Below are 13,230 nucleotides of genomic sequence, written 5' to 3'. Positions count from 1 at the left end.
TAGACAGGAGGAATAACCATGACGAACTATCGCCCCACATGGGCCGAAGTTTCCCTGGAAGCGCTCAGCCACAATGTAAAAGAGTTCAAAGATTATATACATAACGATTGCCTGTTGATGGGAGTGGTCAAAGCGGATGCCTATGGCCATGGACTTGTGCCGTGTGCCCATTCAATGGTTCAGGCAGGGGCCAACCGCTTAGGCGTTGCGATTATTGAAGAAGCGATTGAGTTAAGGAAAGCAGGCATAACTGTACCCATCCTTATATTTGGCTATACTCCGAGAGAAGCCGTTCAGGAAGCCGTTGATCACGAGCTGACGCTGACGGTGTTTACCGACGAAATTATGGAAGAAGTGATTCGTGCAGCAGAAGAGAAACAGAAGCAAGTGAACATCCATATCAAAGTCGATAGCGGCATGCATCGAATCGGACTAAAAAAAGAGGAAGATGTGCTCCAACTCTTAGAAAAAAACCGCTCTCCTAATGTTCATGTAGAAGGGATTTTCACTCATTTTTCCGATGCCGATAATGAAGACCCTGACTATACAGAGCGGCAATTCCACCACTTCCTGTCGGTCGTGGAAGAGGTGGAAAGGAGATATGGGACCATTCCCATCACCCACTGTTGCAATAGTGCAGCCACCATTGCCTTTCCTTCTATGCACATGGATATGGTGAGAGTGGGCATCAGCTTGTATGGCCTCTATCCTGGTGAACATATGAGAGAATGGATTTCGCTTCAACAGGTGATGAGCCTGAAAACAAAGCCTGTCATGATCAAAAAGGTTTATCCAGGTGAGCCCATCAGCTATGGAAGATCCTACGCTCCAGAGGAGCCGATAGAAGTGGCAACTGTCCCGATTGGCTACGGAGACGGACTGCCCCGTGCCCTATCCAATCAAGGCCACGTTGTCATTAACGGCCAAAGATGCCCGATTGTAGGGAAGATATGTATGGACCAAACGATGATTGATGTAAGTGCTGTGGAGGAATCCTACAGAGATGGTGTCTACACCTTTTTCGGCGAACCTGAAAAAGGGAACATTTCCCTTAAAGAAGTCGCCGACCAGCTTCAGACCATTCATTACGAAGTCACATGCCAAATCGGCCAGCGTGTACCGAGGAAAAATATTTAGAATAGATAATTAATAGACCAGGTCTTACAATCATTTCCTTTCAAAATTTAATTTAACTGGAAAAGCGTCCTTTCGCTGTCTGTGTCATGGAGGGGGCGCTTTTCTTCTTTCTTAAGCGACCGCATGTACTTCTAATCCAGATTTTCCTGTCGCCAACCGCACCGGCTCAGTTACACCCGAAGCTCCCATTGAAAAGCCCTTGGTTCTTCCGAAAAATGAGTGCCATCCCGCCACTCCCAGAACCTTTCCTGTCACGTTTCCATAGAATACAGGACAGGGGGGGAGGGGATTACCATAAACGAAAAGAACCTGTTACAACGGCTCATCGCCGCCGGACTCGAACTCATCATCGCGGGCTTTATTGCTGCCATATATACGCAATGGCAGGATACCGGCCGGGGATTCGATCCGAACCCAATTTTCTGGAGAGCTTTCATCGTCACTCACTTCACTTTCTTACTCGCCATTCCACTATTTGCAAATGGAAGGACACTGGGGATGCTGCTGACGAATTTAACGGTCACATCCAAAAACGGAAACAAACCGCACTTCTCTCAAATTATTTTACGAGCAGTGCTTGGATTTGGGCCCGTTATTCTCACCAACGGGCTGTGGTATTTCGTTTCTTTAATTGCCGGTCTGGTTGATAAGAATGGGCGTGGCTGGGGAGAAATGATCTCTTGTACCACCGTGAAACGAAAGGAAGAGCCTTTTGATTAAGTACTGACAAGGATCAGTGCTTTTTTGTGTTTATAGAAGGGATTTTCGGTTCATGTATCTCCTCAGAAAAAAAGCCCCTCAGGTCCCCCATAAAAGGAAGTCCTTAAGGTGCTTCATGAATTTGACTATTAGCTTCGTGACTGCCGTAAAAATCTAGGATAAGATACCAAAGCCAACACTCCACCAGCCACACCCGCGACAATTAAGAACACTAGATGAAACCAAATATCACCGACCCCGCCGCCAGAAAGAATAATCTCCTTATACCCCTGCAGCGCCCAGTATTGAGGCAAGGCTTTACTAATGTTCTGAACGACCTCAGGCATAAACTCGACCGGCATCCAAAGACCACCGAGCAATGCCCCTCCTAAGGCGAGAATCTGCGTCATGGCAATCCCCATATTTTCCGTTCGTACGATGACAGCCATCGCCATGCCCCATCCGGTCACGATAAATGCAAGCGCCAGGGATAAGAGAATGAGAGCAAAGGGGTCGCCAAGCGGCAGATCATAGACCACGACACCAAACCCAAACAGAACTGTGATCTGGACAAGCACGACGATCATGAACGGCAGCCATTTGCCGAAGAAATATTGATGGATCGAGAGGGGAGTGCTGGCAATTCTTGCGACCATCCCGCGCTCTCTATCTTTTACAAAAACAATCACCATAGAAATCATAATAAAGAAAGCGAACATGATCGTGTAGCCCGGGATGATCTGGGTCACCACTTCTTTATAGCTCGTGCTCTCATCACCGGAGAAAATCGCGACAAAAGCGACAATAAATACAATCGGAAGAACAAATGTCCAAAACCACAGCCCTTTGTCCTGGACCGTCTTCTTCAGTTCCGTACGAGCGATTGCCCACATATGGATTCCTCCTTTTCCTAAGCATCTCTTAATTGCGTGCCGGTCAAATTGAAGAAAATATCTTCGAGCCGCGGGTGATAAAGCTCCAGCCTGCGTGGCTCCAAACGGTGCTCGCGGCAGTGCGCCACCAATTTCTCCAGCGTGAGAAGCGGTTCCTCACTATTCAGTAAATAGCCATTTCCTTTCGCTTCAGCCTCTCCAAAGCTTTGCAGCATTCCAAGCTCAATGCCCTCTCCCGCAATAAACAACGAAGGCTTGGCGTACTTCTCTAACAACTCTTCCATCCGGCCGAACTCCATGAGTTGCCCCTTATCAATGAGGCCAATGCTGTCACACAGCTGCTCGACCTCCTCCATATAGTGACTGGAGTAGATGATCGTGCTTCCCTCAGCTTTCAGTTGATGAATAATTGAAAAGATCGAATTCCGGGATTGCGGATCAATGCCGACCGTCGGCTCATCCATAATGACGATGCCCGGTTTATGCAAAAGCGCACAGCCGATGTTCAGCCGGCGTTTCATACCTCCGGAGAACGTCACGACTTTATCCTTAACCCTGTCCGTTAAGCCGATCTGATCAAGCACCTCATCCATACGATGCTGCAGTTCTTTTCCTTTCAGCCCATATAAGTTGCCAAAAAGGATGAGGTTATCACGAGCGGTCAGCGTATCCTCCAGGCAGATCTCTTGAGGAATATAGCCGATCTGCTGCTTGATCTTGAGGCGGTCCTTCGAAACCTGCCAATCTCTCACATGGATGTCCCCATCAAAATTAAGTAAAATGCCGGATAAAATCTTCATAAGCGTCGACTTGCCGGCTCCATTCGGTCCAACGAGCCCAAAGCACGTGCCTTCGTTGATGGTGAAACTGATGTTATCGAGTGCTTGTAGTGTGCCGTAGTGCTTGCTGATGTTTTCTACTTTGATCACAGAACTGTCTCCTTTCCGTCAGACCCAGCCAAGTTTATTAACCGCCTTTTATACGTATGCTAGGGATTATTGGTTTCAGAATTTTGGGAAATTAAAAAAGGGACTTATTCTTTGTAAAATCACACACAACACCTACGTGAGGGGGTGAGATGGTTGAAAAGTTGTTTCTTTGATACAATTAAGAGATACAAGACAATTAATATGGGGGCACAAAGATATGAGTAAATTGACACTGCCACAACTAGAAGCTCATTTATGGGAATCAGCAAATATATTAAGAGGAAGCATTGATTCTTCAGATTATAAGAATTACATATTCGGATTATTATTCCTGAAACGGCTGAACGATGTTTTTGTTGAAACCGCTAAAACGATTGAGAAGGAAGAAGGGGACGATTACGGCTGGTATGACCGTGATGAACACCAATTCTTTGTTCCAGAACGAGCGCGTTGGGCTCATGTCCAAACGCAAACGCAAGACATCGGTAACACGATCAACAAAGCGTTTGAAGCATTGGAAGAGGAGAATGCCTCATTACAAGGAGTCCTTGCGAGCATTGATTTTAATGACAAGGAAAAGCTGCCTGATAAACTTCTCCTTCAATTGATTCAGCATTTTTCTTCTATCGATCTATCAAACACTAACCTTTCAGAGCCTGATATGCTGGGGCGAGCTTATGAGTATCTCATTAAGCAGTTTGCCGATGACGCTGGTAAAAAAGGTGGCGAATTCTATACACCAAGTAAAGTCGTAGAGTTGATCGTTAAGCTTATCAAACCAGAAGAAAACATGCGCGTGTGTGATCCTACAGTCGGTTCAGGAGGTATGCTCATCCAATCTGTTGATTATATTAAAGCGAATCGAGGAGACCCGCGTAAAATCTCTCTTCACGGACAGGAACGGAACTTGAATACTTGGGCGATTTGTAAGATGAATTTGCTGTTACACGGGTTGAGTGATCACCGAATAGAACGAGGCGATACCATCCGTGAACCTAAACTAACTGGGGACGGCAAAGAACTTCTTTTGTATGACCGTGTTATTGCCAACCCTCCTTTCTCCCTCAAAAACTGGGGAAGAGAAGAAGCAGAAAGTGATGAATACGGCCGCTTCCGTTTCGGACTTCCACCGAAAAACGCTGGTGATTATGCGTTTGTCCAGCATATGGTTTCAACTTTGAATCATGAAGGAAAAGCGGGAGTCGTTATGCCACACGGTGTGCTCTTTCGTGGTGGATCAGAAGGGAAAATACGCGAAGAACTTCTGAAAGAGGATCTGGTAGAGGCGATTATCGGGTTACCATCCAACCTTTTCTATGGAACTGGGATTCCAGCTGCTATCCTCATATTGAATCGCAATAAAGACGAGAATATGAAAGGCAAGGTCTTCATGTTGGATGGGGCGAAAGACTATCAGGAAGGGACTAACCAAAATACTCTGGGTAAAAAGGATATTTCAAAAATATTGGATGCCTATGAATCATGGGAAGATGTCGAAAAGTATTGTAGAGTAGTAGGTTTTTCTGAATTAGAAAGCAATGAATTTAACTTAAATATTGCAAGGTATATCGACACTACGGAAGAAGAAGAAAAGGTCGATGTTAATGCTGCTTTAAGAGAATTAAATAATCTTGAAAATAAGCGAAGTGAAATCGAAGGTCAGATGAGAGTGTATTTAAAGGAGTTGGGTTATAATGAGTGAAATTTCCAAAAAGACTCCTTTTGGTCTTATTCCTTCAACCTGGAGTTTTGCACCCTTACGTTCAATAGTATGTAGAATTACTGAGAAGAATGAGAACCGTTCAGAAAACGTATTAACAATTTCAGCAAGAGATGGGCTAGTAAATCAGAGAGACTACTTTAATAAATCAGTAGCAAGTAAAAACTTATCTAAATATGTCTATTTAAGAAAGGGAGACTTTGCATATAATAAAAGCTATTCAAACGGTTTTCCTTATGGTGCTATAAAAAGGTTAGAAAAGTACCCTGTAGGGATAGTCTCAACTTTATATATTTGCTTTCGAAATAGTTCAGAAAGCATTGATAATGAATTTTTAAAGTATTTATTTGATAGTCCTTTGTGGCATAACGAGGTAAGAATGATTGCAAAAGAGGGGGGGAGGGCTCACGGCTTATTAAATATAGGAATAAACGAGTTTTTTGATATTATGTTACCTATCCCACCTAGAAAAGAGCAACAAAAAATCGCAGAAATCCTCTCCTCTGTCGATGAAGCGATTGAGAAGACCGAACAAATCATCGCCCAGACTGAGAAAGTGAGCAAAGGGTTGATGCAGCAGCTTTTCACGAAAGGAATTGGTTATTCTGAATTTAAAAAGTCTTCCTTTGGTATGATTCCTAAAGGTTGGGAAGAAGTTCAAATGAACGAAATATCAGGCAGCATTCGAAATGGTTTTGTTGGAACGGCTTCACCTTATTATTCTACCGACGAAAATTCTATTCCGTATTTAATGAGTAATAATGTAAGAAAGAATAAATTAGATTTAAACAAGCTGGTTCATGTGGATAAATCATTTCATGATAAAAACCAAAAATCTATTCTCTCAAAAGGTGATTTGTTAACAGTACAATCTGGCCATATTGGTACGACTTGCGTAGTAACTGACGAGTTTGATGGAGCAAATTGTCATGCGTTAATAGTTACTTCTCTCTCAAGTTCTAATGTTATTCCCGAATATATATCATATTTCTTAAATTCTTTTGAAGGATACAGAAGGTTGAGAGGGATATTTGTTGGATCTACAATAAAACATATAAATGTTAAAGATTTCAAAAAATTGTATTTGCCCATACCTTCTTCTATTGATGAACAAATCCAAATTGTTAAAATTCTTAAAAGTATGGATTTCAAAACAGATAATGAAAAGAAAAAAGTAGAATCATTATTAAAATTGAAAGAAGGATTAATGCAACAACTTCTCACTGGGAAAGTCCGTGTACCTGTAGACGAAGACGAGGTGATTGAGGCATGAATATCACCCGTGACTGGAACGAGAAAAAACTCGTCGAAGACCGTGTGATCGATCATTTGAAGAGTTTAGGCTACACCCACGTCACAGGAACACAGCTCGAACAGGAACGTGAAGCCAAAAGCGAAGCCGTCTTGAAGAAACGGTTAACTGAAGCGGTTGAACGTTTAAACCCTTGGATCAATGAAAACAATCTAAACAAAGTTGTCCGTTCCCTGACCCATATGGAAGCGGTAAGTCTAATGGATGCTAACGAGTCCTTCTATTCCAAGCTGATCAACCGCATTTCCGTCCAACAGGATGTCGGGAAAGGCAGAAAGAGCCAGACCGTCGAATTAATTGATTTCGAGAACGTCGACAATAACGAATTCCTCGTCGTCGATCAGTTCTCCATCACTAGTGCTCAAGGCACCATCCGTCCTGATGTACTGGTGTTCGTCAACGGTCTTCCGCTCGTTGTCATTGAATGCAAGAGTCCAACACTCGCCCCTGACGAACAAATGTCCCAAGGAGTTAAACAACTGAAACGCTACCAGAAGGAAAGTGAGACGTTGTTCCACTATAACCAGTTCATGGTCGCGACCAGCAACGACCGTGCCAAAGTGGGGACGATCGGAGCAAAACTCCAGCATTATAGTGAGTGGAAGGATCCTTATCCGAAGACGACCCATGACATCGGGCCGAATCCTTCCCCTCAAGACATTCTAGTAACGGGGACGCTTGAGAAGGAGCGGCTATTCGATCTCATTCAGAATTTCATCGTCTATGAACCAGAAGAAGGACGGGTTATTAAGAAGCTTGCACGCTACCAACAATACAGAGCCGTTAATCGTGCCGTGAAGCGTATACTTTGCGGAGAGAAGCCGAAAGAACGCGGGGGGGTTGTCTGGGCGACACAGGGGTCTGGGAAATCCCTATCCATGATATTTCTTGCAACAAAGCTGAGACGGCTGAAGGAAATGGAAAACCCGACGATCGTCGTGGTGACTGACCGTCAGGATCTCGACCGTCAGATTACTGATACGTTTAGACGTTGCGGGTTCCCGAATCCCGAACAGGCAGAATCAGTGGCGAATCTTCGTGACCTCCTGAGTCAGGGACCTGGTGCGACGATTATGACGCTTGTCCAGAAATTCCAGGAAGCGGATGATGAAGATAGTTTCCCTGAACTTACCCGTTCAGAGAATGTCATCGTTATGGTCGATGAAAGCCATCGTAGCCAGTATAGCGAAATGGCCCTTAACATGCGGATGGCAATGCCGAATGCGACGTATATCGGATTCACGGGTACACCGATTGATAAGAAAGACAAGAGTACTCGTCGAACGTTCGGTGACTATATCGACAAGTACACGATTGAACAGTCAGTCGAGGACGGAGCGACGGTCCCAATTTTCTATGAATCGCGTATGGTCGATCTCCACGTTCAGGGTCAGACCATAGACCAGTTGTTTGACCGTTTCTTCCGCGAGTACTCGGAAGATGACCGTGACCGGATCAAGAAGAAATACGCAACAGAAGAAGCGATCACCGCTTCACCTAAACGGATCCGTAGCATCGCGCTGGACATCGTTGATCATTATGAAAAGCACATCCATCCAAACGGATTTAAAGCGCAGATTGTGGCAGTCTCCCGTGAAGCGGCAGTCCAATACAAAAAGATGTTGGAAGAGCTGAGCGACCATGAATCGAAGGTGATCATCTCAAGTGGTCACAACGATGATGAAGGGATGAAGGAACACCATCTTTCCAAACAGGAAGAGAAAGAAGTTATCCAGCGTTTCAAAAAGCCGATGGAGGAAGATGGACTAAGCTTCCTTATCGTCTGCGACAAGCTGCTTACAGGCTTCGACGCCCCGATTGAACAGGTCATGTACCTGGACAAACCTTTGAAGGAGCATAATCTTCTTCAGGCGATCGCCCGTACGAACCGTACGTACGATAAGAAGACGTATGGATTGATTGTTGATTACTACGGCGTTTCTCGCTTCTTAGAGGAAGCGCTCGGTATTTTCCATGAGGAAGATATTAAAGGGGCATTAAGTAATGTCGAAGCGGAACTGCCGAGATTGCAGTCCCGTCACCGCAAAGCGATGCGCTTTTTCGATTATAAGAACAAGGAAAATCTTGAGGCATGCCTGGCCGTCCTAGAACCTGAGGATATCCGGAACGAGTTTGACACGGCTTTCAAACAGTTTTCTGAAAGCATGGACATGGTCATGCCGAATCCAATTGCGAAACCCTATCTTTCCGATCTTCAATGGCTCGGGAAAATCCGTAAACTGGCCAAGTCCCGCTATCATGTTGAAGATGGTATGGACATCTCTGACTGTGGGGAGAAGGTACGTAAACTGATCGAAGAACACATCTATGCCTCGAGCCCGAATATTTTATTCGAGCCGATCGACATCCTTTCCAACCGCTTTGACGAAAAGCTGGAGGAAATCAAGAGTCCAGAGGCAAAGGCAGCCGAGATGGAACATGCCATAAAGCATGAAATCCGCATTAAGCTGGAGGAAAACCCTGTCCATTACACATCTTTAAAAGAGCGTTTAGAAGAATTGATTGATAAGCGGAGAGAACGACAGATGTCAATTGATGAACTGCTGGAAGAGTACAAGGACATACGTGAAGAGATGCGCAACACAGCAGAGGAAAGCAAGGAGCATGGGTTTGAACCAAAGCAGTATCCTTTCTTTCAATTGCTTGAGAAAGAGCTTTCCGATCATGGAGAAGAGAGTGTAAAAGAGCTGACGCACATCATCACCGACGTTATTCGTAGTTATGCCGTCATCGATTGGACGGAGAAGGATGATGTGAAAAGGGAAATGCGTAAAAGAATAAAAAAACAACTGCGGGCGAGTAACTGTCCTGGCAAACAAGTGGAAAACGTTGCAAGACAGGTTATGAGCTTGGCAGAAGTCCACTATAAGCAAATTTCGTACTAATTCACCAAAGACATGACACTGTGAGGAGGTCATGTCTTTTTTATACTCAAGAACATTAATTGAAAGGAAGGATTTTATATGCCAGTAGAAGTTGGGCTATGGCGGGTAGATGGGGGAATTAAAAAGGTAGACTACACCTCCATGGAATCAGAGCGGAAGCTTGAAACAATTTTGGAAAATGATCTTTCTATTCTATCGGAGGACTTACTTCTGGTTGGTCGTCAGGTAAGCACGGGTTTTGGAAAGTATATCGACCTTTTAGCTATCAATAAAGAGGGTGAACTCGTCATTATCGAGCTGAAGAAGCATCATACCCCGCGAGAGGTAGTGGCACAAGTCCTTGATTATGCAAGCTGGATTCAAGATCTCTCCTATGGTGATGTCGTAAAGCTCTATGAAGATTTAAACTACAAGCCGTTAGAGGAAGATTTTGCGGAAGTGTTCAACTTTCCTTTAACAGAAGAAATCAATTCATCGCATCAAATGTGGATTGTAAGCGCTGGTTTGGATAATGAAACTGAAAGAATTATCCAATATCTTTCCTCCAACTTCGATGTTCCTATCAACGCGGTTTTCTTTCGCTACTTTAAGGAAGGAGAGGCTGAATTCATCTCGAGAAGCTGGCTCGTGGATCCCTCGGTAGTAGAAGAGAAGTCTAATGAATCTATGAAGGATAAAAAGAGGGAGTCATGGAATCAAAGGGATTTTGTTTTCAACTTTTCGGATGACGGCAATTACAGAAGCTGGGAGGATGCAGTAAAATATGGATTCGTTTCAGCTGGTAATGGAGAGTGGTACACTCGTACGCTCAATCAGTTATTCATCGGAGCTAGAATATTTTGTATGAGCCCGAGCCAGGGGTATATCGGGATAGGGAAGGTCGTGAGTGAAGCTCAGCCGATAAAAGAAGTGTATGTTGATATTGGAGATGAATCAATAAAGTTGGTTGACCTTCCATTAAAAGCTAATAATATGCTGCATGATATCGATGATTATCAGAAGTGCGAGTATTTGGTAGGGGTGCAGTGGATTAAAACAGCTCCAATAGAAAAGGCTTTCTGGGTGAAGGGATTGAAAGCAAACCAGAATACTGCATTCAAGCTCCGAAGTCAGTATACGATCGATAAAGTAGAAGAATTCTTTGGTATTCAATCATAAGTAAAAGAGGCATGGAGGCGTTACCGCCACCATGCCTTTTCTTCACCCCACGCTATGGAGACTTAATCCGTGTACACGCAGCCATTCTTTATGCTTTTCATAATCAGGAAGTATGGCTTTAACGGTTTCCCAGAACTCCTGGTTGTGTTCAGGAACAATTAAATGAACCAATTCATGGACAATGACATAATCTATGACTTGAACGGGAGCCATTACGATTCGCCAGTTCAGGTAAATATCTCCTTTAGGGGTACACGTTCCCCAGCGCTTTTGTTGGCTTTTCAGATTGAGTGTACGGGGAGCTACTCCAAGGAGGGACTGGTAGTAAGCGGCTCTTTCTAATACTTTTTGATATCCATGCTTTCGATACCATTTAATCAATTTTGTCTCAATTGTTTCTTGGAGAGCGGATTCCTCCCAGTGTGAAGGAACTATTGCTTTAAATTTCCCCTGAAAAAACCTGAATTCTACCTGGCTTACAGCTTCTCTATAAACTTTCAAGCGGTACTGCCTACCTAAATAAGGAAGCTTCTCTCCGCTCACATATTCTTTTTTCTGATATTCGGTATCTACTTGCTTAAGATCTTTAAGCTTTGCCATAATCCATGGCGACTTCTTTCTGATAAGCTCTGTAGTTTTTTCATCTGTCAGGTGTTCTGGGACATATACTTCCACTCCATTGACTAGATCAATGGAAAGTTTAAGATCTTTTCTATTTTGTTTATAGATAAGGTATTCGATATCAGTAGTTCCGTAGTTGACTATAGGCATGCTTAATACACCCTTCCTTACTTAAACACATATCAATAATACCATATTAGGGCTTTGAAGCAGCTTTATGGTTGCACCGCTTACCTAATTTTGTTTATAAAAAAAGAGAAGAGCGCGAACAGCTCTTCTCTCCAGTGAAAATCTAGAAATGGTTAAGTTTAAACCAACTTAAGAAACAGAAAAACTTTCCTCTTCGTGCACGCCATCTCTCTCTGTAAACTCATCAAGCAGCGCACGTACTTCATCAGTAGAATTTGTACTCATCAGCTCATTACGCAAGGCACTCGCTCCACTGAATCCGCGGACGTAAATCTTAAAGAAGCGACGAAGCGGTTTGAACATCCGAGGCTCCAGTTCTTTAGAGTACTTATCATGAAGATCAAGTTGCAGTCGCAGGAGATCGAGCAGTTCTTCACTGGTATGCTCTTTCTTCTCTGTTTCGAAAGCGAACGGGTTATGGAAGATCCCACGGCCGATCATCACGCCGTCCACGCCATATTTCTCCACGAGTTCAAGTCCCTTCTGACGGTCAGGAATGTCCCCGTTGATCGTCAGAAGCGTGTCAGGGGCAACCTTGTCACGAAGTTGCTTGATCTCTGGAATCAGTTCCCAATGAGCATCGAAATTACTCATTTCCTTTTTCGTACGGAGATGGATGGAAAGGTTGGCAATATCCTGTTCCAGGAGGCGCTTCAGCCAGGCTTGCCATTCCTCCACCTCTGTATAACCGAGACGGGTCTTCACACTTACGGGCAGTCCACCCGCTTTGGATGCCTGAATGATTTCCGCTGCAACATCTGGACGACGGATCAGCCCGCATCCTTTACCTTTGGCTGCAACATTCTGTACAGGACAACCCATGTTGATATCCACGCCGCGAAAGCCCATTTCGGCTAGACCAATACTCATCTCCCGGAAGTGTTCGGGATTGTCTCCCCAAATATGGGCGACAATCGGCTGTTCATCTTCCGTGAACGTTAGACGCCCCCGTACGCTGTCTTGTCCTTTCGGATGGCAGTAGCTATCCGTATTCGTAAACTCTGTAAAAAACACGTCCGGTCTCGCTGCTTCACTCACTACATGACGAAAAACGACATCCGTCACAGCTTCCATCGGTGCCAGAACAAAAAAAGGCTTCGGCAACTCATGCCAAAAATTATCTTTCATAATATATCTGAACCCTTTCCTTAAGGGAAACGATGTTCCCAAAATTAAAAAGTGAAAATACTTATATCTTATCCATTACCAATAAGGTTGGATTCCAACCATTATATACTTTAATGGTATCAAACGAAAAGTGCAAGGGAACGAGTCATTTCGTTTGACGTATCGCGACGAACGACTTCCTGAGCGACTGGATCCTCCCTGCGGTTTAGGAAGAGTCAATTAAATCCCATATTGAGCATCTAGGTTAGTTCCGGCGCCTTCTGACAAGCCTCTTTATCTCGTTAATCATCCTAATATAGTCACGTAGTGAATTCTCAAGCTGTTTTTTGTAAATCTGTAAAGCGCACTCCTTCCATTAACCACTTTAAATATTCAATTTCTCCGACAGGGGATAGCACCTAAACGTTTATTTCTTCTATTATGGCTAATCCACTTAAGGATATATGTCCCTTCTTTCATAAGTTCCTCCTTAACAAATGAAAGAGGACGCAAATCAAGAGCTCTTGCTCTCAATCTGTGTCCTCTGGTTGGCCAGCAT

Annotated in this window: 10 protein-coding genes; 6 read left to right on the top strand and 4 right to left on the bottom strand. The window is 44.0% G+C overall.

From position 1 onward, the window contains the following. Positions 1-18 precede the first annotated feature (18 nt). Together alr and LCM11_RS13620 are read left to right on the top strand one after the other, a co-directional pair. On the top strand, positions 19-1,137 hold the full coding sequence (gene alr, locus LCM11_RS13625; RefSeq protein WP_224894841.1) for an alanine racemase: 1,119 nt from the start codon (positions 19-21) through the stop codon (positions 1,135-1,137). A gap of 219 nt (positions 1,138-1,356) precedes the next feature. Next, positions 1,357-1,857 (top strand): RDD family protein, encoded by a 501-nt coding sequence (locus LCM11_RS13620; protein WP_224894840.1) that lies wholly within the window; start codon positions 1,357-1,359, stop codon positions 1,855-1,857. A 128-nt stretch (positions 1,858-1,985) separates the two neighbouring features. On the opposite strand, the gene LCM11_RS13615 is transcribed toward LCM11_RS13620, so the two are convergent. Then, positions 1,986-2,729 (bottom strand): ABC transporter permease, encoded by a 744-nt coding sequence (locus tag LCM11_RS13615; RefSeq protein WP_224894839.1) that lies wholly within the window; start codon positions 2,727-2,729, stop codon positions 1,986-1,988. A 17-nt stretch (positions 2,730-2,746) separates the two neighbouring features. Continuing rightward, complete coding sequence (locus LCM11_RS13610) at positions 2,747-3,658, bottom strand: ABC transporter ATP-binding protein (protein WP_224894838.1); 912 nt, start codon at positions 3,656-3,658, stop codon at positions 2,747-2,749. 217 nt (positions 3,659-3,875) lie between these two features. On the opposite strand from LCM11_RS13610, the gene LCM11_RS13605 reads away from it, so the two are divergent. From LCM11_RS13605 to LCM11_RS13590, 4 genes are all read left to right on the top strand, one after another. Next, positions 3,876-5,360 carry a type I restriction-modification system subunit M gene (locus LCM11_RS13605; protein ID WP_224894837.1) on the top strand — a complete coding sequence of 495 codons (1,485 nt, stop codon included), beginning with the start codon at positions 3,876-3,878 and terminating at the stop codon, positions 5,358-5,360. Further along, complete coding sequence (locus LCM11_RS13600) at positions 5,353-6,651, top strand: restriction endonuclease subunit S (protein ID WP_224894836.1); 1,299 nt, start codon at positions 5,353-5,355, stop codon at positions 6,649-6,651. The genes LCM11_RS13605 and LCM11_RS13600 overlap by 8 nt, the downstream gene beginning before the upstream one ends. After that, the gene (locus tag LCM11_RS13595; RefSeq protein WP_224894835.1) at positions 6,648-9,596 is read left to right on the top strand and encodes a type I restriction endonuclease subunit R; all 2,949 of its coding nucleotides are present in this window, start codon (positions 6,648-6,650) and stop codon (positions 9,594-9,596) included. Before LCM11_RS13600 ends, LCM11_RS13595 begins: the two co-directional genes overlap by 4 nt. A gap of 78 nt (positions 9,597-9,674) precedes the next feature. Beyond that, positions 9,675-10,754: an endonuclease NucS domain-containing protein gene (locus LCM11_RS13590; RefSeq protein WP_224894834.1), complete on the top strand. Its 1,080-nt coding sequence runs from the start codon at positions 9,675-9,677 to the stop codon at positions 10,752-10,754. A gap of 42 nt (positions 10,755-10,796) precedes the next feature. On the opposite strand, the gene LCM11_RS13585 is transcribed toward LCM11_RS13590, so the two are convergent. Both LCM11_RS13585 and LCM11_RS13580 read right to left on the bottom strand, forming a co-directional pair. Further along, positions 10,797-11,525 (bottom strand): M48 family metallopeptidase, encoded by a 729-nt coding sequence (locus LCM11_RS13585; RefSeq protein ID WP_224894833.1) that lies wholly within the window; start codon positions 11,523-11,525, stop codon positions 10,797-10,799. Positions 11,526-11,693: 168 nt separating this feature from the next. Continuing rightward, a complete protein-coding gene (locus LCM11_RS13580; RefSeq protein WP_224894832.1) occupies positions 11,694-12,692 on the bottom strand; it encodes a tRNA dihydrouridine synthase in 999 nt (332 codons plus the stop codon). Between the last annotated feature and the right edge of the window lie 538 nt (positions 12,693-13,230).

Source organism: Halobacillus halophilus (assembly GCF_020171985.1).
Classification (GTDB): domain Bacteria; phylum Bacillota; class Bacilli; order Bacillales; family Halobacillaceae; genus Halobacillus; species Halobacillus halophilus_A.
Note: the sequence above shows the minus strand (reverse complement) of the source record. Positions and strands in the feature narration are given on the sequence as shown.

Bases quoted from the DNA above. Each gene is read 5' to 3' on its own strand.
- alr (WP_224894841.1), top strand. From the start codon at position 19: ATGACGAACTATCGCCCCACATGGGCCGAAGTTTCCCTGGAAGCGCTC.
- LCM11_RS13615 (WP_224894839.1), bottom strand. From the start codon at position 2,729: ATGTGGGCAATCGCTCGTACGGAACTGAAGAAGACGGTCCAGGACAAA.
- LCM11_RS13605 (WP_224894837.1), top strand. From the start codon at position 3,876: ATGAGTAAATTGACACTGCCACAACTAGAAGCTCATTTATGGGAATCA.
- LCM11_RS13600 (WP_224894836.1), top strand. From the start codon at position 5,353: ATGAGTGAAATTTCCAAAAAGACTCCTTTTGGTCTTATTCCTTCAACC.
- LCM11_RS13595 (WP_224894835.1), top strand. From the start codon at position 6,648: ATGAATATCACCCGTGACTGGAACGAGAAAAAACTCGTCGAAGACCGT.
- LCM11_RS13590 (WP_224894834.1), top strand. From the start codon at position 9,675: ATGCCAGTAGAAGTTGGGCTATGGCGGGTAGATGGGGGAATTAAAAAG.
- LCM11_RS13585 (WP_224894833.1), bottom strand. From the start codon at position 11,525: ATGCCTATAGTCAACTACGGAACTACTGATATCGAATACCTTATCTAT.
- LCM11_RS13580 (WP_224894832.1), bottom strand. From the start codon at position 12,692: ATGAAAGATAATTTTTGGCATGAGTTGCCGAAGCCTTTTTTTGTTCTG.